The organism is Kribbella sp. NPDC050124 (genome assembly GCF_044460355.1).
Classification (GTDB): domain Bacteria; phylum Actinomycetota; class Actinomycetes; order Propionibacteriales; family Kribbellaceae; genus Kribbella.
Map to the genome: position 1 here is coordinate 60,789 of NZ_JBITJU010000019.1, position 21,455 is coordinate 82,243.

At 69.8% G+C, this 21,455-nt stretch carries 20 protein-coding genes; 13 read left to right on the plus strand and 7 right to left on the minus strand.

Going from position 1 to position 21,455, the window contains the following annotated elements; genetic code table 11:
* Nucleotides 1-84 precede the first annotated feature (84 nt).
* Both ACIBL3_RS33265 and ACIBL3_RS33270 read right to left on the minus strand, forming a co-directional pair.
* Nucleotides 85-1,284, minus strand: a complete 1,200-nt coding sequence (locus ACIBL3_RS33265) for a cation:proton antiporter (protein ID WP_396357758.1) — start codon at nt 1,282-1,284, stop codon at nt 85-87.
* 1 nt (nt 1,285) lies between these two features.
* Nucleotides 1,286-1,771 carry a cation:proton antiporter regulatory subunit gene (locus ACIBL3_RS33270; protein ID WP_396357759.1) on the minus strand — a complete coding sequence of 162 codons (486 nt, stop codon included), beginning with the start codon at nt 1,769-1,771 and terminating at the stop codon, nt 1,286-1,288.
* Nucleotides 1,772-1,895: 124 nt separating this feature from the next.
* On the opposite strand from ACIBL3_RS33270, the gene ACIBL3_RS33275 reads away from it, so the two are divergent.
* The 5 genes from ACIBL3_RS33275 to ACIBL3_RS33295 all read left to right on the plus strand — a co-directional run bounded on the left by ACIBL3_RS33275 (nt 1,896) and on the right by ACIBL3_RS33295 (nt 8,411).
* A complete protein-coding gene (locus ACIBL3_RS33275) occupies nt 1,896-2,438 on the plus strand; it encodes a PadR family transcriptional regulator (RefSeq protein ID WP_396357760.1) in 543 nt (180 codons plus the stop codon).
* Nucleotides 2,435-4,456, plus strand: a complete 2,022-nt coding sequence (locus ACIBL3_RS33280; RefSeq protein ID WP_396357761.1) for an FAD-dependent oxidoreductase — start codon at nt 2,435-2,437, stop codon at nt 4,454-4,456. Before ACIBL3_RS33275 ends, ACIBL3_RS33280 begins: the two co-directional genes overlap by 4 nt.
* Before the next feature lie 61 nt (nt 4,457-4,517).
* Entirely contained in the window at nt 4,518-5,333 is an 816-nt protein-coding gene (locus ACIBL3_RS33285; RefSeq protein WP_396357762.1) for an ABC transporter ATP-binding protein, read from the plus strand.
* A gap of 10 nt (nt 5,334-5,343) precedes the next feature.
* Nucleotides 5,344-6,315 (plus strand): ABC transporter substrate-binding protein, encoded by a 972-nt coding sequence (locus ACIBL3_RS33290; protein WP_396357763.1) that lies wholly within the window; start codon nt 5,344-5,346, stop codon nt 6,313-6,315.
* On the plus strand, nt 6,312-8,411 hold the full coding sequence (locus ACIBL3_RS33295; RefSeq protein WP_396357764.1) for an iron ABC transporter permease: 2,100 nt from the start codon (nt 6,312-6,314) through the stop codon (nt 8,409-8,411). The genes ACIBL3_RS33290 and ACIBL3_RS33295 overlap by 4 nt, the downstream gene beginning before the upstream one ends.
* Here the strand turns inward: ACIBL3_RS33295 and ACIBL3_RS33300 are convergent, their stop codons facing one another.
* Nucleotides 8,412-8,981: an HhH-GPD-type base excision DNA repair protein gene (locus ACIBL3_RS33300; protein ID WP_396357765.1), complete on the minus strand. Its 570-nt coding sequence runs from the start codon at nt 8,979-8,981 to the stop codon at nt 8,412-8,414. It abuts the gene before it with no gap.
* Nucleotides 8,982-9,101: 120 nt separating this feature from the next.
* Between ACIBL3_RS33300 and ACIBL3_RS33305 the strand changes: the two genes are divergently transcribed.
* Nucleotides 9,102-9,692 carry a TIGR03086 family metal-binding protein gene (locus tag ACIBL3_RS33305; RefSeq protein ID WP_396357767.1) on the plus strand — a complete coding sequence of 197 codons (591 nt, stop codon included), beginning with the start codon at nt 9,102-9,104 and terminating at the stop codon, nt 9,690-9,692.
* On the opposite strand, the gene ACIBL3_RS33310 is transcribed toward ACIBL3_RS33305, so the two are convergent.
* Entirely contained in the window at nt 9,642-10,880 is a 1,239-nt protein-coding gene (locus ACIBL3_RS33310) for an FAD-dependent monooxygenase (protein ID WP_396357768.1), read from the minus strand. The genes ACIBL3_RS33305 and ACIBL3_RS33310 overlap by 51 nt on opposite strands.
* A 109-nt stretch (nt 10,881-10,989) precedes the next feature.
* Here ACIBL3_RS33310 and ACIBL3_RS33315 point away from each other — a divergent pair, with 109 nt between their 5' ends.
* Together ACIBL3_RS33315 and ACIBL3_RS33320 are read left to right on the plus strand one after the other, a co-directional pair.
* Complete coding sequence (locus tag ACIBL3_RS33315; protein ID WP_396357769.1) at nt 10,990-11,901, plus strand: GntR family transcriptional regulator; 912 nt, start codon at nt 10,990-10,992, stop codon at nt 11,899-11,901.
* Nucleotides 11,902-12,810, plus strand: a complete 909-nt coding sequence (locus ACIBL3_RS33320) for a hypothetical protein (protein ID WP_396357770.1) — start codon at nt 11,902-11,904, stop codon at nt 12,808-12,810.
* Here the strand turns inward: ACIBL3_RS33320 and ACIBL3_RS33325 are convergent.
* On the minus strand, nt 12,793-13,740 hold the full coding sequence (locus ACIBL3_RS33325) for an NAD-dependent epimerase/dehydratase family protein (protein ID WP_396357771.1): 948 nt from the start codon (nt 13,738-13,740) through the stop codon (nt 12,793-12,795). The two genes, ACIBL3_RS33320 and ACIBL3_RS33325, sit on opposite strands and share 18 nt — an antisense overlap.
* Nucleotides 13,741-13,867: 127 nt before the next feature.
* Between ACIBL3_RS33325 and ACIBL3_RS33330 the strand changes: the two genes are divergently transcribed.
* A complete protein-coding gene (locus ACIBL3_RS33330) occupies nt 13,868-14,542 on the plus strand; it encodes an SDR family NAD(P)-dependent oxidoreductase (RefSeq protein WP_396357772.1) in 675 nt (224 codons plus the stop codon).
* A 117-nt stretch (nt 14,543-14,659) separates the two neighbouring features.
* Complete coding sequence (locus ACIBL3_RS33335; protein WP_396357774.1) at nt 14,660-16,156, plus strand: LCP family protein; 1,497 nt, start codon at nt 14,660-14,662, stop codon at nt 16,154-16,156.
* Here the strand turns inward: ACIBL3_RS33335 and ACIBL3_RS33340 are convergent.
* Entirely contained in the window at nt 16,144-16,551 is a 408-nt protein-coding gene (locus tag ACIBL3_RS33340; protein WP_396357775.1) for an SgcJ/EcaC family oxidoreductase, read from the minus strand. The two genes, ACIBL3_RS33335 and ACIBL3_RS33340, sit on opposite strands and share 13 nt — an antisense overlap.
* Before the next feature lie 132 nt (nt 16,552-16,683).
* Between ACIBL3_RS33340 and ACIBL3_RS33345 the strand changes: the two genes are divergently transcribed.
* Nucleotides 16,684-17,061 carry a YciI family protein gene (locus tag ACIBL3_RS33345; RefSeq protein ID WP_396357777.1) on the plus strand — a complete coding sequence of 126 codons (378 nt, stop codon included), beginning with the start codon at nt 16,684-16,686 and terminating at the stop codon, nt 17,059-17,061.
* Here the strand turns inward: ACIBL3_RS33345 and ACIBL3_RS33350 are convergent.
* The gene (locus ACIBL3_RS33350) at nt 17,049-19,709 is read right to left on the minus strand and encodes an NACHT domain-containing protein (protein ID WP_396357778.1); all 2,661 of its coding nucleotides are present in this window, start codon (nt 19,707-19,709) and stop codon (nt 17,049-17,051) included. The genes ACIBL3_RS33345 and ACIBL3_RS33350 overlap by 13 nt on opposite strands.
* Nucleotides 19,710-19,780: 71 nt before the next feature.
* Between ACIBL3_RS33350 and ACIBL3_RS33355 the strand changes: the two genes are divergently transcribed.
* Both ACIBL3_RS33355 and ACIBL3_RS33360 read left to right on the plus strand, forming a co-directional pair.
* Nucleotides 19,781-20,572 (plus strand): alpha/beta fold hydrolase, encoded by a 792-nt coding sequence (locus ACIBL3_RS33355; RefSeq protein ID WP_396357780.1) that lies wholly within the window; start codon nt 19,781-19,783, stop codon nt 20,570-20,572.
* 240 nt (nt 20,573-20,812) lie between these two features.
* Entirely contained in the window at nt 20,813-21,439 is a 627-nt protein-coding gene (locus ACIBL3_RS33360) for a superoxide dismutase (protein WP_396357782.1), read from the plus strand.
* Nucleotides 21,440-21,455: the final 16 nt, after the last annotated feature.

The following is a 21,455-nucleotide window of genomic DNA, read 5'->3' on the forward strand; positions in this document are numbered from 1 at the left end:
CCGGGTTCCGGGGTGCTGACCCACCTTGTGGTGGGTCAGCCAACGAGCGGGAGGGGGAGCGGGGGCGGGGGTGGGCGGGGTGGGTCAGGTGCTGGCGGGTTCCTCGAGGCGTTCGGTGGGCGCGGGCTGCCTGCGGGTGGTGAGACGGCGGGCGATCGGTTCGGTGTAGCGGGCGGCGATCGGGCCGAGGACGACCAGGATCAGCACGTACGCCGTCGCCAGCGGACCGAGCCGTGGTTCGACACCGACGGCCAGACCGGCGATGACGATCGAGAACTCGCCGCGCGCGACCAGTGTGCCGCCGGCTCGCCAGCGACCGGCCGTCCCCACGCCGGCGCGGCGGGCGGCGAACCAACCGGTGGCGACCTTGGTCAGCGTGGTCAGCAGCGCGAGCCCGAGTGCGGTCGCGAGCACCGGCGGGATCGCCCGCGGATCCGTGCTCAATCCGAAGAACACGAAGAACACCGTGGCGAACAAGTCTCGCAGCGGACTGAGCAGATTCCGCGCGCCGTGCGCGACCTCACCCGACAACGCGATCCCGACCAGGAAGGCACCGACAGCCGCCGACACCTGCAGCTGCTGTGCGATGCCCGCGACGAGCAACGTCAGCCCGAGTACGACGAGCAGCAGCATCTCGGGGTTGTCCGACGAGACCGCCCGGCTGATCACCCGTCCGTAGCGCAAGGCAACGAACAGGACGACGCTGACCGTGCCGAGCGAGATCAGCAGAGTGATGCTGCCACCCGCGAGCCCGACACCGGCGAGCAGCGCGGTCAGGATCGGCAGGTAGACCGCCATCGACAGGTCCTCGAGCACCAGGATGCCCAGCACCACCGGGGTCTCCCGGTTGCCGAGCCGGCCGAAGTCGCCGAGCACCTTGGCGATCACGCCTGACGACGAGATCCAGGTGACACCGGCCAGCGCGACCGCGGCGACCGGGCCCCAGCCGAGCAGTAGCGCGACGGCTGCGCCCGGCAATGCGTTGAGCAGGAAGTCCACGGCGCCCGAGACGTACTGCGTCTTCAGCGTGCCGACCAGGTCCGACGCGGTGTACTCGAGTCCGAGCAGCAACAGCAGCAGGATGACGCCGATCTCGGCGCCGGTGGCAACGAACTCCTCGCTGGCCGCCAACGGCAGCAGCCCGCCGTGGCCGAAGGCCAGGCCGGCGAGCAGGTAGAGCGGGATCGGTGAGAACCCGAACCGGGACGCGATCCGGCCGAGGATGCCGAGGGCAAGGATGACCGCGCCCAGCTCGATCAGCAGGGCGGTGATGTTCTCGTGCATCTCACCCACCCGCGATCAGGTCGTACACCGCGTCGACGCCCTCGCGGGTGCCGACCACGACCAGGGTGTCGCCGGTCGCGAACCGGAAGTCCGGCGTCGGCGACGGGGTCGCGCCGGTCCGGCGCAGCACCGCGACGATGGAGGCGCCGGTCCGGCTGCGGGCCTGGGTGTCGCCCAGCGTCCGGCCCGAGTACGGCGACTTGGCCGTGATCGGGATGTGCTCGGTGATCAGGTCGATCTCGATCTCGTTGCGGACCGGGTCGATCGGCGCCGGGATCAGCAACGCGGACAGTGCCGCCGCCTCACCGGGATCCAGCGGGACCGAGTCCTTGCAGTTGTCGTCGTCATCGGGATCGTGGAACCCGAGGAACCGCCGGCCGTCGTTGTGCACGACCACCGAGACGTGCTTGCCGCCTTCGGTGATCAGGTCGTACCGGGTGCCGATCCCGGGCAACGTCGTCCTGGTCGGGTGGGCCTGCTGGTCCATGGTTCCTCGATCCCGCGATAGATGGCGTCTGCAACCATTCTTTCAAAACAACAACCACCGCCGGACTGTGATTCCAGTTGCACTCAGGTGCAGTGCAACCAGTTGCATAGGTATGGTGCGAGGCATGGCGTTGGAGCACGCGATTCTGGTCTCGTTGACCGAGCGGGCTGGGTCCGGTTACGAGCTGACCCGGCGGTTCGACCGGTCGATCGGGTACTTCTGGCCGGCCACCCATCAGCAGATCTACCGGGTGCTGCGCCGGATGGACGAAGCAGGCTGGGTCCGGCACACCGAGATCGCGCAGGACGGCCGCCCGGACAAGAAGGTGTACCGGATCTCCGCGGCCGGGAAGGCTGAGTTGGCGCGCTGGCTGGCCGAGCCCGAGGACCCCGCCATCCTGCGGGACGGACTCGGCGTGAAGTTGCGCGGGGCGTCGTACGGCGATCCCGGTGTGGTGCTGCGTGAGGTCGAGCGGCACCGGGCCGAGCATGCGACCCGGCTCGAGGTCTATCGCGGGATCCAGCAGCGCGACTTCCCGAAGCCGGCCACTCTGAACGGCCGCGACCTGCATCAGTACCTGGTTCTCCGCGGCGGCATCCGCGCCGAGGAGTCGTTCGTCGACTGGTGCGACGAAGTGATCGACGCCCTCCGGAAGGACAACTCATGAGTGCCTATCCACACTTGCTCGAGCCGCTTGATCTCGGGCATGTCGTGTTGCCGAACCGGGTGATCATGGGGTCGATGCACACCGGTCTGGAGGACCGGGCGAAGGACCTGCCGAAGCTGGCCGCGTACTTCGCCGAGCGGGCGCGCGGCGGGGTCGGCCTGATGGTGACCGGCGGCTACGCACCGAACCGAACCGGCTGGCTCACTCCCTTCGGCTCCAAGCTCACCAGCCGCCGGCAAGCCCGCAGGCACCGGATCGTCACCGACGCGGTGCACGCGGAGGGCGGCCGGATCGCGCTGCAGATCCTGCACGCCGGCAGGTACGCGTACCACCCCTTCAGTGTCTCCGCCTCCGCGATCAAAGCCCCGATCAACCCGTTCAAACCCCGTGCCCTGACCGACCGCGGCGTCCAGAAACAGATCAAGGCGTACGTCGACTGCGCGGCCTACGCCCGTGATGCCGGGTACGACGGGGTCGAGATCATGGGGTCCGAGGGCTACTTCATCAACCAGTTCCTGTCCGAGCGCACCAACCACCGGACCGACCGGTGGGGCGGCAGCCCCGAGAACCGGCGCCGGATCGCGGTCGAGATCGTCCGCCGGACCCGGGAACGCGTCGGCGCCGACTTCGTGATCATCTACCGGCTGTCGATGGCCGACCTGGTCGAGGGCGGCCAGAGCTGGGACGAGGTTGTTGCGCTGGGCCAGGAGATCGAGGCGGCCGGCGCGTCGATGATCAACACCGGCATCGGCTGGCACGAGGCCCGGGTGCCGACCATCGTGACCTCGGTGCCGCGGGCCGCCTTCACGTCGGTGACCGCGGCCTTCAAGCCGCACGTGCGCATCCCGGTCGTGACGTCCAACCGGATCAACCTGCCGCAGGTCGCCGAGGAGGTGCTGGCCCGCGGCGACGCCGACCTGGTCAGTATGGCCCGGCCGTTCCTGGCCGACCCGGACTGGGTGCTCAAGGCAACCACCGACCGGGCCGACGAGATCAACGTCTGCATCGCCTGCAACCAGGCCTGCCTGGACCATGTCTTCGCCAAGCGCAAGGCGAGCTGCATGGTCAACCCGAGGGCGGCCCGGGAGACCGAGCTCCAGTTGCTGCCCACGCGCCGTACGAAGAACATCGCGGTCGTCGGGGCCGGACCGGCCGGGCTGGCCGCGGCGGTGACGGCGGCCGAGCGGGGGCACTCGGTGGAACTGTTCGAGGCCGCCGACGAGATCGGCGGGCAGTTCGGGATCGCGCAGCGGATCCCTGGCAAGGAGGAGTTCGCCGAGACGATCCGGTACTACCGGCGCCGGCTCGAGCTGACCGGCGTCAAACTGCACCTCGGCCGCCGCGCGACCGCCGACGACCTGGCCGGCTTCGACGAGATCGTGCTGGCCACCGGAGTCGTTCCGCGCGTCCCGGCCATCCCCGGCATCGCCCACCCGAAGGTCCTCTCGTACGTCGATGTCGTCCGCGACCGCAAGCCGGTCGGAGCGAGCGTCGCCGTGATCGGAGCGGGTGGGATCGGTGTGGACGTGAGTGAGTTCCTGACCACCGAGTCGTCGCCTGCTCTCGACATCGCGGCGTGGAAGGCGGAGTGGGGTGTGACTGATCCGACAGTCGCACCCGGCGCGCTCACCAAGCCGCGACCCGAGCCGTCACCCCGGCAGGTCTACCTGCTGCAGCGCAAGCCCAGGAAGATCGGCGCCGGCCTCGGCAAGACCACTGGCTGGGTGCACCGCGCGGTCTTGAAGAACAAGCAGGTCGAGCAGTTGCGGGGCGTCAACTACGAGCGCATCGACGACGCCGGTCTGCACCTGACGTTCGGGCCGGATCGCAAGGATGCAAGGGTTTTGGATGTCGAGACGATCGTCGTCTGCGCCGGCCAGGAGCCGGTCCGCGACCTCGCGGACGTGCTCCGCGACACCGGGCGTCCGGTCCACCTGATCGGTGGCGCCGACGTCGCCGCCGAGCTCGACGCCAAGCGTGCGATCGATCAGGCCACCCGGCTCGCGCTCACGCTGTGAACCCGTCCGGGCACTGAACGCAAAGCTGACAGTTCAGTTAGGTAAGGCTATCCTCTCCTCCATGCAGGAGAAGGTGGGGCTGGCTGGGGACGACCTGCGCCTCGGCTACCACGGCAAGCTGGTGGTCGACGATGCGTCGCTGCGCATCGAGGCGGCCAGTGTCACTGCTCTGGTCGGCCCGAACGGCAGCGGGAAGTCGACGCTGCTGCGTGCCCTGGCCCGGCTGCATCACCCCGACGGCGGCCGGATCACCTTCCCGGACGGCGGGGACGCGCTCGACCTGTCCGCGAAGGAGTTCGCCCGCAAGGTCACCTTGCTGTCGCAGTCGCGGCCGACTCCCAACGGTGTGAGCGTGCGCGACGTCGTCGGGTACGGCCGGCACCCGCATCGCGGGCGCTGGCGGACCGACGATCCGGACGGCAAGCGGGCCATCGACCACGCGATGGCGGTCACAGGGGTGACCGCGATGGCGGACCGGGCGGTCGACGAGCTGTCCGGCGGCGAGCTGCAGCGCGTGTGGCTCGCGACCTGTCTGGCCCAGGACACCGGCGTCCTGCTGCTCGACGAACCGACCACGTTCCTCGACCTGCGCTACCAGATCGAGATCCTCGACCTGATGCGCGAGCTCGCGGACGCGCACGGGGTCGCGGTCGGCGTCGTACTGCACGACCTGAACCAGGCCGCCGCCGTCGCGGACCGGATCGCACTGCTCGATCAGGGGCGGGTTCGTGCGACCGGTACGCCGGAGGAGGTGCTCGAGGCCGATGCGCTGTCCGAGACCTACGGCATCCGCATCGAAGTCGGCACCGACCCGGCCACCGGCCTAGTCAGCACCCGCCCCATCGGCAAGCACTCCCGCCGCGTGACGACTATCTGAAGGTCAAAAGATGAAGAGAACCACTGCTCTGCTGGCCACTGCCCTGTTCGCGCTGACGGCGTGTGGGACGAGCGAGCCCGCCACCACCGACGCCGGTGCGCAGACCACGGCCGAGCCGGTCTCGGTCACCGACGCACGCGGCAAGAAGCTCGACCTGAAGGCACCCGCCACCAAGGTGGTCGGCCTCGAGTGGGGCGCGATCGAGAACCTGATCACGCTCGGCGTGATGCCGGCCGGTGTCGCCGACGTGAAGGGCTACACCGCGTGGGTCACCGCGGAGAAGCTCGACGCCTCGGTCCAGGACGTCGGCACCCGCGGCGAGTCCAGCGTCGACGCGATCGCCGCGCTCAGCCCGGACCTGATCATCACCACCACCGACGAGTCGGCGAACTCGATCACCCAGTTCGAGAAGATCGCCCCGGTGCTGGTGATCCGCGGCGCGGACGCGGCCAACGCGATCCCGCAGATGAAGACCAACCTGGAGCTGATCGGCAGCGCGGTCGGCAAGGTCGACCAGGCCGGGCAGCTCAACGCCGACTTCGACAAGGCGGTTGCCGACGGCAAGCAGAAGATCGCCGACGCGGGCAAGGCCGGCGAGAACTTCACCATGGCCGACGGCTGGAAGCAGGGCAGCACGATCTCGATCCGGATGTACACCACCGGCTCGCTGCTCGGCGCGGTGACCACCGAGCTCGGCCTGAAGAACGGCTGGACCGGCGCCGGTGACAAGGACTACGGCCTGGCCCAGACCGACCTCGAGGGCCTGACCAAGCTGCCGGACGGCAACTTCCTCTACATCGCCAACACCGCCGACGGCGGCGACGTGTTCGGCGGCGACCTGGCCAAGAACGCGATCTGGAAGAACCTGCCGTTCGTGAAGAGCAACGACGTGCACCGGCTGCCGGACGGCATCTGGATGTTCGGCGGGCCCAAGTCCACCCAGCAGTTCATCGACGCGGCCGTCCAGGCAGTCACGTCTTGATCCAGACGACCGCCCCGGGGCCTGATCTCCAGGTCCCCGAGGCGCTGCAGCAGCCGGTACGGCGGCTCCGGGTGGCGACCGTCTTCGTGATCGCCACTGCCGTCGCCGTACTGCTGGCTGCTGTGCACCTCACCCAGGGCACGTCGTCGGTGAACGCCGGCGACCTGCTCCGGTTGCTGGTCGGCCAGGGCACGGACAACTCGGCGAACGTGCTGATCGCGTCCCGCCTGCCCCGGCTGCTGGCCGGTGTGCTGGTCGGGGTCGCGCTCGGTTTCGCCGGCGCCGGCCTCCAGTCGCTGGCCCGGAACCCACTCGCCTCGCCGGACACGTTGGGGGTCAACGCCGGGGCCTATCTCGCGGTCGTGGTCGTGGCCGCGTTCGGGGTTTCGTTGCCGGTGCTGCCCGCCGGGGGAGTCGCCTTCCTCGGCGGGCTGGCGGCGGCCGTCCTGGTCCTCGCCTTGTCTGCCGGCGGCTCGTCCGGGCCGACCCGGCTGATCCTGGCCGGCTCCGCCGTCGCGATGGCACTGGCCGGGGTCACCACGCTGCTCCTGCTCCTGTATCGCGAGGAGACGGTCGGCACGTTCGCCTGGGGAGCGGGCACGCTGGTCCAGACGGACCTCAACGCGGTCGGCCAGATGACCCCGGTCGTGCTGGCCGGCATCGTCGCCTCGTTGCTGTTGGCACCGAAGCTCGACATCCTCGCGCTCGGCGACGACACCGCCTCGGTGCTCGGGGTGCACGTACGACGGGTGCGCGTGCTGATCACCCTGGTCACGGTCCTGTTGTCGGCCGCGGCGGTGACGGTTGCCGGACCGATCGGTTTCGTCGGGTTGGTCGCGCCGGTGCTGGTCCGGCTGATCGCTCCGCTCGTGCCGGGCTTGCTGCGGCACCGGGTCCTGCTCCCGCTGAGTGGGCTGGCCGGCGTCTTGGTTGTGCTCAGCGCGGACGTCGTACTCCGGGCATTGCTCGGTGGCCAGGCCGGGGTGGAGATCCCGACCGGTGTGATGACGATGATGGTCGGCGCGGTCGTGCTGGTGTGGCTGGCGCGGCGGTACCGGGACTCGGGCCCGAGCCGGACGCCGGGTGGTGCGAGCTCGGGGCTGCGCAGTCGGCGGACGTTCTGGATCGTCACTGTTGTGCTCGTGGTGTTGCTGTTCGTGGCCGGGGTCCTGGCGATGCTGGCCGGTGACGCGTTCCTGCGCACGGGCGACGTCCTGAACTGGATCAACGGCCGGTCCGGGCGGGCGATCACCTACGTTCTCGATCAGCGGTTCCCGCGGGTGGTGTCCGCCGTACTGTGTGGTGCGGCCCTCGCGATCGCGGGTACGACGGTCCAGGCGGTGTGCCGGAATCCGTTGGCCGAGCCGGGCATTCTCGGTATCACCGGTGGCGCCGGTGTCGGCGCCGTGATCACACTGGTGCTGTTGCCAGCAGCAAGCATCTGGCTACTGTCGGGCGTGGCCGCGGCGGCTGCGCTGGGTACCTTCGCGCTGGTTTACGCGGTGTCGTGGCGGGGCGGTCTGAGCTCCGACCGGCTCGTGCTGATCGGGGTCGGGGTGTCGTCGGGGGCGACCGCGATCATCACGCTGCTGATCGTCGCCACGGACCCGTGGAACCTCAGCATGGCGATGACCTGGCTGTCCGGCAGCACCTACGGGCGGACGTTGCCGCAGGTGGCGCCGGTCGCGATCGCGCTGCTGGTCCTCACGCCGCTGATCGTGCATTCCCGGCGCGAGCTGGATCTGCTGGCGCTAGATGACGACGTACCGCGGATCCTCGGCGTGCGGCTCGAGCGTCAGCGGCTGACCGCGCTGCTGTGCGCGGCCCTGCTGACGGCGGCGGCCGTGTCCGCTATCGGTGTGGTCGGGTTCGTCGGACTGGTCGCGCCGCACGCGGCGCGGGCGCTGGTCGGCGGCCGGCACGCCCGCATCCTGCCGGTCGCGGCGTTGCTCGGCGCAATCCTGGTCAGCGTCTCGGACAGCCTCGGCCGCACCCTGCTGGCCCCGGCGCAGATCCCGGCCGGCCTGCTGACCGCGCTGATCGGAGCGCCGTACTTCGTCTACCTGCTCTGGCGGACCCGAGTCCCGAACCGGTGATCAGCCCGCGGACGCCTTCGCAGCGGCCTTCTTCGCCTGCTTGTACTCGCGGACCTTCAGTAGCGAGTCCGCGTCCACGACGTCCGCGACCGAGCGGTACCCGTCGAGCGCGTAGTCGCCGGCGACGGCCTCCCAGCCCTCGGGCCGGACGCCGAGCTGCTTGGCCAGCAGCGCCACGAAGATCTGCGCCTTCTGCTTGCCGAATCCCGGCAGCTCCTGCACGCGCTTGAGCAGCTCCTTGCCGGTCGTCGGCTCGGTCCACAGCCGCGTCACGTCACCGTCGTACCGGGACTCGACCAGCGCGGCGAGCTCCTGCAGCCGGGCCGCCATCGAGCCGGGGAACCGGTGGATCGCCGGGGGCTGCGAGCACAGCTCCTTGAACTCCTCCGGGTCGGCGGCGGCGATCGCCGCCGGGTCGAGGGTGCCGAACCGGCTGAGCACCTTCCAGCCGCCGCGGAAGGCGTGCTCCATCCCGTATTGCTGGTCCAGCATCATCCCGAGCACGACAGCGAACGGGTACTCGTCGAGGACGCGGTCGGCGTCCGGCACGTTGGCGATCTGGAAGCCCATCGCCGCATCATCTCACGGGCCGTCGCGGTGCGGGATGTCCCTTGTGCTGGGGGAAGGGCGCTGCCGAAACGCCCGAACCCGCCTATGCTCAGCCGGGGGGCGCCGACGGGAGGAGCACGGATGGACATCCGCGATCTGGATCGTAGGGCCGGTGCGGTACTCGGGGAAGTGGTGATGCAGGTGCGCCCCGAGCACCTGTGGTTCCCGACCCCCTGCCCGGACTGGACCGTCCGTGGCCTGCTTCGTCACATCGTCAGCGAGAACGAGGGCTTCGCCGCCGCGGCCCTGAACGGGTCGGCCACGGTGCAGTCCTGGAACGGCGGCCGGCTCGGCGACCACCCGTCCGGCGCCTACCGGCGGTCCAACGCCCGGATCGCGGACGCGTTCGCCGACGGCGGCGCACTGGACCGGCTGATGGAGGTCCGCGAGTACGGCTCGTACCCGCGCCGGATCGCGCTGACCTTCCACCTGCTCGACTGCGTCATCCACGCCTGGGACCTGGCCAAGGCGATCGACGTCCCGTACGACCCGCCGCCGGACCTGGTCGAGCAGGCGTTCGCGCTGGCCCGCAAGATCCCGGACACCGACGCGGTCCGGGGCCCCGGCGCCGCCTTCGAGCGCAGCGTCAAGGTCCCCGGCGACGCGTCCGACTTCGACCAGCTACTCGGCCTCCTCGGCCGCAATCCCGACTGGGTCTCCCCGCTCGACTGAATAGTCCTTCAGCTCGATCTTGTCCGGTACGGCGGCCGCCAGCTTCGCCAGCGCCGGCGCGAAGAGCCGTGACGTCATCAGCCGGGTCGAGGCGTCGCGGAACCGGATGCCCAGCGCGGACAGCGGCATCGCCATCTTGATCCCGCCCGGCGGGAGCTCCATCCGCTGGTCGACGTACGCCTGCATTTCGGCCTGGTACGACGGGAACGCCCGGACGTGATCGCCTTCCGCAGCGGCCAACTCGCCGGCCAGGACGTACGCGCCGACCAGGGACAGTGCGGTGCCGTGGCCGGCCAGCGGCGAACCGCAGTACCCGGCATCACCGACGAGGACGACGCGGCCGCGTGACCACTCCGGCACGACGACCCGGCTGGTGCTGTCGAAATAGAAGTCATCTGCATCGTCGAGCGCGGCGAGGATGTGGTCGGTGTGCCAGCCGAGACCGGTGAATCGCTGTGTGAGCAGGGCTTTCAGTGCGCCGACATCGTGCCGATCGTAGTCGATCACGGGGGAGCGGAAGCTCAGCAGGGCCTTGGCGTACCGCTCGTCGTGGTCCGGCCGGAGCCCGACCCAGCGACCGCCGGGTGCGGAGTGGATCTTCATCCAGTGGTTCAGCGGCTCGGGTGACTCGACGGTGAAGTACGACGTGTAGCCGCCGAGGTGGTGGACGAACTCATCCTCCGGTCCGAAGGCCAGCTTCCGGACCCGGGAGTGCACGCCGTCCGCACCGACCACCAGATCGAACCGTCGCCGCACGCCGCTTCTGAAGGTCACGTCGACACCGGTCGTGTCCTGCTCCAGCGCCGCGATCGAATCGCCGTACAGGTACTCGATGTCGTCGATGGTCGCGTCGTGCAGGATGCCGGCCAGGTCGCCGCGGAGGATCTCGATGTCCGCGATCGCTCCCGCGCCGTCGAGCAGTTCGACCGGCATCGCGGCGGCGGTGCGGCCGTTGGCCCGGACGTACGCGAGGCCGCGCTCGTGCAATTGCGCGCGCTTGATCGCCGGCATCAGGCCCATCCGCTCGGCGACCTCCTTGGAGATCCCGCGGATGTCGACGGTCTGCCCGCCGGGTCGCGGTGCCGGTGCGAGCTCGACGATCGTCGGGGTGAACCCGTGCCGCCGCAGCCAGTACGCCAGGGCCGGTCCGGCGATCCCGCCGCCGGAGATCAGAACGCTCTTCGTCATCGTGGTTCCTCTCGTCGAACTAGTGCACGTACGCTGTACACGTACACCGTGAAGCGCACTACCGACGGAATCCAACAGGTGAGGGAAGCGCACTAGTGCAGGAGGCTTGATGAGCGAGGCGCCGTACCAGGTGATCGCGGCCGAGATCCGGCGCCGGATCGAGGCGGGTGAGCTGGCGCCCGGCGATCGGGTGCCGTCCACCCGGGCGCTCGTCCGGGAGTTCGGCGTGGCCATGGCGACTGCCACGAAGGCGCTGCAGGTGCTTCAGCAGCAGGACCTCGTGCATGCCCAGCCGGGGGTCGGCACCGTGGTCGGGTCGCCGCCCGCTGGGGTCCGGGCGGTCCGGGAGCAGCCGCTCGAGCTCAATCGCGAGCAGGTGGTGCGGCGAGCGATCGCGATCGCCGATGCCGAAGGGTTGGCAGGGGTGTCGATGCGGCGGATCGCGGCCGAGCTCGGGGTGTCGACGATGGCGCTGTACCGGTACGTCGGCGGCAAGGAGGCGCTCGTCCTGCGGATGGTCGACACCGCGATCGGCGAGTTCCCGTTCCCGGCCAAGGCTGCCACGACTTGGCGGAAGGGGATCGAGACCACGGCCCGTCTGCAGTGGTCGGCGTACCGGCGGCATCTCTGGCTGGCGAGCGCGATCAGTCTGAGCCGTCCACAGGCCTTGCCCAACCTGCTGCCGCACACCGACGCCGTACTACGTGCACTAGGTTCCTTCGGGCTCGACGGCAGTACGGCGCTCTACACTGCGATCAGCGTGTTCGCGTACGTCCGTGGCGTCGCGCTGGCGATGGAGGCGGAAGTGCAGGCCGAGCAGGACACCGGGATGACCGCCGACGAGTGGGCCGACGAGCACCTGGACCCGCTCAACGCGGTGATCAGCCTGGAGGGTCTGGCCGGATTCCGGGCCGTGTTCCAGCCCGGGTTCGACTTCGACTACGACCTGGATCGACTGTTCGAGTTCGGTCTCGAACTGGTTCTGGACGGGCTCGAAGTGAAGCTGTCCCGGCTACGCTGAGTGTCGACAGTATCGACCGCCGCGGAGGTGCCGATGGAGCCGGTGTTCGCACCCGACGTTCCGGACGGCGTACGGCGGCTGTACCGGGACCGGCCCGAGTTGTTCGTCCCGGCTGGGCAGCCGAAACCGAAGCGGGAGACGTCCTGGTCGGTCGCCCCGGGGAACACGTTCGGCACGTTGCTGGTCTGGCTCGCGGTCTGCGTCGGCGGCTGGATCCTGGCCCTGATCATCATGGCCGCGACGCTGCCGGCCGAGGTGGCGGCCTGGTCCGCGGTCGCGCTGGCGGGGATCGCCGCTGTGGCCACGGTCGGCGTCGTGGTCAAGACCGGGGTCGAGGATCGCGGCCACAAGGCGGTCCGGTTGCAGCACGGCAAGTACCTGCTGCCGGACGACTTCGACGAGGAGGCCGGCCGGTTGCTCGGCCGGGCCCAGCGCGCGGTGAAAACGGTGCTCGAGGCAACAGTCACCCGACGCGGGTTGCTCGACGACGTGCACAACGAGCTGGTGCTGCCGGAACAGCTCTGGGACATCGCCCAGGTGTTGCGCGAGCAGACCGTGCTGCGTGCGCGGCAGCGCGAGGTCGCCCGCGGGATGGCGACCGCCGAACTCGAGGCAGTGCTCGGACCGCACCGCCGGGCACTCGCTCTCTCGGCGGAAGCGATCAAGCGCAAGGTCGACCTGCTCGACCGGTACGCCGACCGAGTCCGCGCGGCCGACGCCGCCGTCCGCGCCGAGGCCGCGCTGCAGGACGGCGACCGCTACATCGAGCTTCTCGCCCGGACCGAGCCGGTCGGCGACACCACCCTCGTCCAGGGCTTCGCCGACGAAGCCGCCGCCCTCCGCGACACCCTCACCCGCAGCATCAACGCCGCCCGGGACGCGGGCCGCACCTTAGCTCTGCCGGAGTAGCTGCTCCTCATCCTCGGGCGACATACCGAACCCGAGGTCGGGCTCGCCGCGCGCCTGATCCCAGGCGATCAGGTCGGCGAGCGTCTGCCGCAGCGGCGTGACCGGCATGCCGGCGGCCCGAGCCTTTGCCGGGTTGCGGCGGCGCTCGCCCCATTCGGCCTCGGGCTCGATCAGCGGGAAGCGCGGAGGTACGGCGTCGGTCGGGACCTGTACCAACTCGACCGTGCTGCCGGACAGGTCGGCCGAGGTCTCGATCAGCTCGGCGATCGTGGCGAATGGACCGACCGCGTTGAACGGGCCGGACCGATCGTCCGTGACCAGCTGCACCACGAGGCGTCCGAGGTCGCGGCTGTCGGTCAGCTGAAGCGGCTGCTCCGGTTTCGTTGGCAGCGCGACGCGGCCGCCTCGGGCGCCACGCCGTACCCAGTAGAGGACCGTGCTGGCCGTGTCGCCGGGACCGGTCACGCGTCCGGGGCGCACGATCGTCGCGCGGTCGCCATACCGCTCCAGCACGTCGTCCTCGCAGGCGGCCTTGCACGGGCCGTAGGTCTCGTTGTCGAGGACGTCGGCGGCGCGCAGCGGGGGCCGGCGGGTTGCGGTCTCGTCGGTGCCGGCTGGTAGGTCACGCACGTAGACGGCGTGGCTGGAGATGAATACGTACCGTCCGACGCGGTCGTCGAGTACGTCCATCGCCTCGTCGACGTGCCGGGTCTGGTAACCGCTCAGGTCGACGACCGCGTCCCACTCGCCGGTCTGCAGTGAGTCGTAGTCGCCGGCGTCGCGGTCCCCGATCAGTTGCGTGACCTCCGGCGGGAGGTCGGTCCCGCTCTTACCCCGACTGAACGACGTCACCTCGGCGCCGTGCTCGAGCGCGTCCGCAACGACCGCGCGTCCGACGAACCCGTTCCCGCCCAGCATCAGAATCCGCACAACCGCCGACCCTAACCCGGCGGCGCTGCCCGATTAAGCTCGGGGACATGAACGAGCGTAGCGAGTTCATCATCAAGCACAGTCTCATTCGCGCCTCATCGGCGCCCGGAGCGAAGCGAGGACGTCGATGAGCTGGACGGTGGTGGTTGCCGGAGGCACCGGTGCGTTGGGGGCGGCGGTGACGGCGGAGTTCCTGCGGGCCGGGTGGCGGGTCGTGGTGCCGGGACGGACCGAGGAGTCGCTGGCTCGGCTCGGCGCCGATCCGCGGTTGAACCCGATCGTGGCCGACCCCTTCGACCCGGCCGGTACGGCGGACGTCGTCGCGCTCGCTACCTCCGACGAGACCGCACCGCTGACCGCGCTGGTCAACCTGGTCGGCGGGTTCGCGTCCGGGGCGCGGGTGCACGAGACCCCGGTCGAGGACTTCGAGCGACTGCTCCGGCTCAACCTGCGTCCGACGTACCTGATCACCCAGGCCGTGCTGCCGCACCTGCTCGCCGGTGGTGGTGGAGCGATCGTTTGTACGTCGAGCGGCGCCGCCCTGCGACCGTTCTCCGGGGCGGCCGGGTACATCACCGCGAAGGCCGGGGTGCTCGCGTTCGCAGACGCCCTGCACGCGGAGTACGCGGCCGACGGCATTCGGGTGAACACGATCATCCCCGGCACCATCGACACCCCCGCCAACCGCGCCGCGATGCCGAAGGCCGACACCACCAAGTGGAGCCCGCCCGGCCGCATCGCCGTCGTGGTCCGCACCCTCGTCGAAACCCCGGGCCTTTCGGGCAGTCATCTGCCCGTATGACAACCGATCACCCCTGTAACACGTCTGAGGAGGTACAGGTGCGGGTACTTGACGCACACTGGTTCTGGGGACGGCGACAGGGGACTCATGGGGAAGCGCGGTGCGGAGAGGTCCGAGGTGGCTGATGCCGAGCCGCCGCGCAGGCGGTCGGTGCCGAGGGTGCTCGGGCTGACTCTGCTCGGCGCCCTGCTCCCCGGGACCGGCCTCATCGCCGGCGGCCGCCGCTGGCTCGGCGCTTTCATCCTCACCGTGACCCTCGGGTTGGTCGGGCTCGGCGTGTACGTCGGCCTGACCAGGCGCGAGGAGGTGCTCGCGGCAGCCGTCGTGCCGCGCCGGCTGCTGGAGGCCTCGGTCGCGACAGTGGTGCTGGCGCTCCTCTGGATGGTGGTGATCGTTGCCTCGCACCGCTCGTTGCGTCCAGCAACAGGTGGAGCCGGCGGCCGGGCGGTCGGAGCACTCCTGGTAGGGGTGCTGTGCTTCGCGATCGCGGTACCCGCGGCGATCGGCGTCCAGAGCGCGCTGGCGCAGCGCGACCTGGTGCAGGACGTGTTCGTCGCGCAGGGCGAAAGCAAGAGCGCGACCCGGCCGACCGAGATCGACACCAAGGACCCGTGGGAGGACAAGCCGCGGCTGAACCTGCTGCTGCTCGGCGGCGACGACGCACCCAGCCGGCCCGGAGTCCGGACCGACACGGTGATCGTGGCAAGTATCGACACCAAGACCGGCAACACCGCGCTGATCTCGATGCCGCGGCAGCTGACCTTCATGCCGTTCCCGAAGGACTCGCCGCTGCACAAGTTCTACCCGAACGGCTACGGCCAGGAGGGGCTCAGCCTGGAGGGCCGGCTGGAGTGGATGCTGACCGCGATGTACCAGAACATCCCGGCGGCGCACCCCGGCATCCTCGGCCCGTCCGACAACGAGGGCGCCGACGTGCTGAAGCAGTCCGTCGGTGAGGCGATCGGGCTGAAGCTCGACTACTACCTGCAGGCCAACCTGAAGGGCTTCGCCGAGCTCGTCGACGCGCTCGGCGGCATCACCGTCAACGTCAACGAGCGGGTCGCGATGGGCGGCGTCAGCAGCTCGCACATCCCGCCGAGCGAGTGGATCGAGCCGGGGCCGAACCAGCACCTCGACGGACGGCACGCGCTGTGGTTCGCCCGCGGCCGGTACGGCGCCGACGACGACCAGCGGCAGATCCGGCAGCGCTGCGCGATCAAGGGCATCGTCGACGCGGCCGACCCGCAGACGCTGGTGACCAAGTACAAGGCGATCGCGAAGGCCGGCCAGCAACTGCTGCGCACCGACATCCCGCAGGAACTGCTGCCCGCGCTGGTCGAGCTCGCGCTGCGGGTCAAGTCCGGGACCGTCTCGAACGTCCACCTCGACGTCAGCAAGCTGCGGCTGAAGTACCTGCACCCGGACTACGACGCACTCCGCGACACGGTCGAGGCGGCTCTCGAGCAGCCCACGCCGCCGGCGACCACCGCCCCGAAGGCGACTCCGGGCACGACCCAGCCCACCCAGCGGCCGACCACCAACGCGTCGCCGGCTCCCACCCAAGACCTCGCCGACGCCTGCGCTTACCATCCGAACGGCGATCAGCCGAACTGAATAGGCGTCGTCTGGGCCAGCGCCAGCCGCCAACCTTCAGACGTCCTGAGGGCTGCGTAGGTCAGTGCGCCACTGGCGGGCAGCGCATCCGGGTCGGCGTCCGCCCGCTCGTCGTGCACGGTTTTGACGCAGCTCACCAGGGCGACGTCGTCGGTCAGCGCCCGTACGTCGACAATCTCGACGCTGGTCCGGACGTCCTTCAGCTCGGAGCCGAGGGCTGCCGTCATCGCCTGGCTGAACGCGTCCCGCCCGAACAACCGGCGTCCGGCGATGTTGACGATCACCATCTCGGAGGTGTGCAGGCCGGGCAGCACGTCCGCGTCGCTCTGGGCGTCGTCCGCCCGGTGGACCAGCTCACGGATGGCCTGCTCGTCTTGTGGGGTCAGCACTGTCATGCACGACAGTGTTCAACCTCAAGCTTGGTTCAGGTCAAGGGACGACTGAACTTTCTCGCGCGGCGTGTGTCGATCTGGTGCTGGACCGCTCGACGTGAGAGTAAGGATCGACCACACACGAGGAGCGTTGCGATGCGATACATGATCATCAACAAGGCGGACGCCGACAGCGAGGCCGGCAAGTTCCCGCCGCCGGAGATCGCCGAGGCGGTCGGCCAGGCTGTCGAGGCGATGTCCAAGGCGGGCGTCCTGCTGTTCGCCGAAGGCGTCCACCGCAGCGCCCTGGGCGCCCGCGTCAAGGTCGAGTCCGGCAAGCGCACCGTCACCGACGGCCCGTTCGCCGAGACCAAGGAACTCATCGGTGGTGTCATCGTCGTCGAGGTCCGCAACCGCGACGAAGCCGTCGAATGGGCCGCCCGCCTGGCCGAAGCCCTCACCAGCGAGGTAGAAGTCCGCCGCGTCGTCGAAGAATCCGACTTCGACCCCGACTCGGATCTCTACGAGGGCTGATCGTCCGGCCGCCGCCCGGCGAGCCGGCGCGCCAACTCATCCATGGCGTCGGCCTCGCCGGCGGCCGCACGGCTCTGCAAGACCGCGTGCGCTTCATCCCGCAGGCCCTGACTGGTCAGCAACCTCGACAACGGTACGACCGACCCGCCGGAGTCGGCGTAGCGCCTGAAGAACTCGGTGACCCGGTCTTCTTCGCCCTCCCCGGCCAAGCTGACCATCAGGTTCGTCAACCGTCGGCCGGGGTAGTCGTCGCTGTCCACGGCTTGCCGTTGCAGAATCGCGATCCCCTCGTCGACGCGGCCGGCCCGCGCGAGCGCGTGCGCCAGTCGTTTGGCGGCGTCTTCGTCGCCGGCATCGGCCAGGGGCTCGAGGAGCGCTATCGCCTGCTCGTGCCGGCCGTAGGCCTCCAGCAGGTCGGCCAGCCGGTCCCAGGACTCGCGGCGCGACTGAAGGATGGCGATCGCGCCCTCGAGGTCACCCAACGTTGCGAGGTAGTCGGCCAGCAGCCACCTGGCTCGGGAGTCGGTGACGGCGCGGCTCCGCAGGAACGCGATCGCGGAGTCGAAGCCTTCGGTCCGAAGGAGCACGAGAAAGGTGGGATGCAGGGCGTCCGGATCACCCGCGTCGACACCGGCCAAGAATTGATCGGCCTCCGGTTTGCCGGCGAGGTGGTCCTGGAGCAGGGCGTGGCGGAACTGGTACACAGCTCCGGCCTGGCGCAGGACGCCTCGGCGATGGGCGTCGTCGAGGAACCTCCACAGGCGCCACGGCAACCAGCCTTGGAAGGTCAACCTGACATGCGTCAACTGGTACAGAAGCCAGGTCCGCCCGTCCTCGGCGAGCGCGGCGGTGAGGCCGTACACCGCAACCGCCGTGGCGCTGACGAAGACTTGGTTGGCGGGATCGGTGAATCGGCCGACCAGAGCGAACACGACGGCGCTTGAGAGTCCGTACTGCAGGGCGGCCGACGCTGTGGTGCGGCGGGCCGACCGCAGGCCTGCGGTCGGACTCAGCCGCCGGACCAGACGGGCAGGATGCCAGAAAGGCAGCCACACAGCGATCAGGGTGTACAGGAACACAGCCGGGAGTGTGGTTGTCAGGTCGAGAGTGACGTAGGCAGTCAGCAACCCGCAGCCGGCCGCATACTTCACTCGAAGCCAAATGTGGTGGAGACGTTCAGGGCTGCGCGACGGCTGCACGAGGAGGCCGGCGGCGGGGACGGCCATGACCGCGGCGGCCGCGAACGCGGCGCGGATCGCCACCAATCCGTCGTACAGCAGGAAGGTGCCAAGGAAGGCCGTCGTGACGACCATCGCCAGCGCCGTGACGTCCAAGAGGAACCGGGCTCGGCCGGGGCGGGCGGCCATGAGTTCCGGCTTGATCCCCCACCAGTGCAGGTCCGAAGTGTTCGAACTGTGCAGGTGGAAGGCCAGGCAGGTCAGCCAACGCGCTGCGCGGTCGGCCGGATAGCGCCGTCGCGACGCGGTGCTCCGGCGGGGACTCGAATCGTTGTACGCGGCGGCGATGAAGGCGTCCATCAGCCGATCGCTCACCAGCAACTCGGTCGCCAAGGACAGCAGCTCGCCTGGGTCGCTCGCGGGGTCCTGGTAGGCGGTGCGGGCCAGCGCGACCATCAGCGGAGAGGACAGCACCTGCGCGAGTTGCCCGTCCGGCTGCTCTCGGAGGCGTTCGAAGACCGGGTCCCAGCGCGCGTCGTGGACCGGCTCGGACACGTAGCGGATCGCGTCCTCGACGTCCACCGGCTCCAGCTCGACGACCGCCGCCTGGGAGAGGATGCGCCCTCGATCCACGGCCCGCGCGTACTCGCCGAGCCGGCACGTCACGACCATCGGGCGGGCCGTCGCGGCGAACGCGTCCAGGGCGTCCATTGCGTTGGGATGGAGTACGCCGGGGAGTTCGTCGAGGCCGTCCAGGACCGGCAGGACGCGCCGGTCCGACACGAGCCGCTCGGCGATCGTGGCCGGGTCGCCGTACTGGGCGAGGAGGTCGGCGTAGGTCGCGACCAAGCGCCGTACCACGAACATCTCGACCCGGTCGCGCTTCGGATCCCACTCGTTCATCGGCAACAGGACCGGCAGTTCCGCTGCGTCCGCGGATCGGAGCAGACCGATGGTCAGCAGCATCGCAAAGACGCTCTTGCCGGCGCCGGCCGCGCCCAGGACCATCAGCTGGCGGTGCGGCAGGCGGTGGAACGCCGACACGAGCTCGCCGAGCACGTCACCGTCGGCCGCCTCTACTGCGCCGAAGGTCACCTTCTGGCTTGCGGAGCGCCGCCCGGTCGGCGACCACCTGACCCGGATCGGCCGGGGCCGGGTGACCTCGCGGAAGACGGCCTCCTCGGCCCAGTCTCGTTCGAGTCTCAGGGTGAGCTCCGCGATCAGCCGGTCGATCTGCTGGTCTGCCGGTGTCGTGGGCCGACCGGTGCGGCGGGCCCGGTCGAAGGCCAGCCAGGCGGCGCTGACCATGCCGATCGGGAGCGCGAAGACGTTCGCCCAGTTGGTCCAGCGCTGAAAGTCTTCGGGTGAATCGGCGACCAGCGCGTGGGCGACGACCCAGGTGCTGACCGCGATCATCGCGCTGCCGAGCAGGAGCCAGCCGGCTCGCCGTCCCCAGGTCCGTCGCCGCATGCATCGCATCATCTCGTGAGATCAGGTCGGTGGTGGTGTCCATCCGGCGGGGTGCTGTTCGTGGTGTTGCCATGAACAACACACTGGAAGTTCCCGGAGCGGAGTTGTACTACGAGGTGCGGGGGAGTGGGCCGTTGGTGGTGCTGGTGGGGGCGCCGATGGATGCGGACGCGTTCGCGCCGTTGGCGGAGTTGCTGGCGGTGGATCACACCGTGCTCACCACGGACCCGCGGGGGATCAAGCGCAGTCGGCTGTCCGGTGCGGGGTCGACGCCGGAGGAGCGGGCGGCCGATCTGGCGCGGCTGATTGAGTACGTCGACGCCGGGCCGGCGACTGTGTTCGGGTCGAGTGGGGGTGCTGTGACGGCGTTGGCGTTGGCGCAGCACCACCCGAAGCTGGTGGGCACGGTGATCGCGCACGAGCCGCCGCTGGACAAGCTGGTCGTGGACGCGGACGAACTGCTGGCCGCGACCGAGCGGATGATCGCCGACTACCTGGCCGGTGACGTGCTCGGCGCGTGGCGGCAGTTCTTCGTGATCGCGAACATCCAGCTGCCGGACGACGTACTGGAGATGATGTTCGGGGGCGAGCGGGATCCGCAGGTGGTCGCCGACGAGCGGTTCTGGTTCGAGCACGAGCTGCGGGCGAGCGTGACCTGGGAGCCGGACCTCGGCGCGCTGCGGGACGGCGGGGTCCGGATCGTGGCCGGGATCGGCGCGGAGTCGAGCGGGCAGCTGTGCGACCGGACCACGACCGCGCTGGCCGCCGGTCTCGGGATCGAGCCGACCCGGTTCCCCGGTGACCACATCGGGTTCGCGGAGGACCCGGCGCCGTTCGCCGCCGTACTGCGGCCACTGCTCTGAGATGAGACTCCGGCCGTGGCTCCGCGGGTGGAGTATGTGAAGCTGGTGGTGACCGGTGCGGGCCTGTGTGAACGGGCCTGGACCGGGCACTGGTCGGACGTGCCCGCCGGGACCTGAGACTTGCACCACCTGGCCCGCGTGGCGCCTTGACCTCAACCGTGGTTGAAGTTTCAAGCTGGTGCCGCTGAAACAGGACATCGGAGATATCGGCCCTCGCGGGGCCCCGACGAAGGAGCAGAGTTGACCACGTACACGCTTCCCGACCTCCCCTACGACTACGGCGCACTGGCGCCGTCGATCGCCGGCGAGATCATGGAGCTGCACCACTCCAAGCACCACCAGACCTACGTGAACGGCCTGAACGACACCCTGGAGAAGCTGGCCGCGGCCCGCGACAAGGGCGACTTCGGTGCGATCGTCGGGCTGGAGAAGTCGCTCGCCTTCAACCTCGGCGGGCACGTCAACCACTCGATCTTCTGGAAGAACCTGTCCCCGGAGGGCGGCGACAAGCCCGACGGTGAGCTGGGCGCGGCCATCGACGAGTACTTCGGCTCGTTCGACGGCTTCCAGTCCCACTTCACCTCGGCGGCGACCACCATCCAGGGCTCCGGCTGGGCGATCCTCGGCTGGGACGCGCTGGCCGGCCGGCTGCTCGTCCACCAGCTGTACGACCAGCAGGGCAACCTGCCGGCCGGGCAGATCCCGATCGTCATGCTGGACATGTGGGAGCACGCCTTCTACCTGCAGTACAAGAACGTGAAGCCGGACTACGTCAAGGCCTGGTGGAACGTGGTGAACTGGGGCGACGCGCAGGCCCGCTTCGATGCGGCTCGCGCCAACGCCGGTCGCCTGATCACCGTCAGCTGAGCTCGCACTGAGGGGC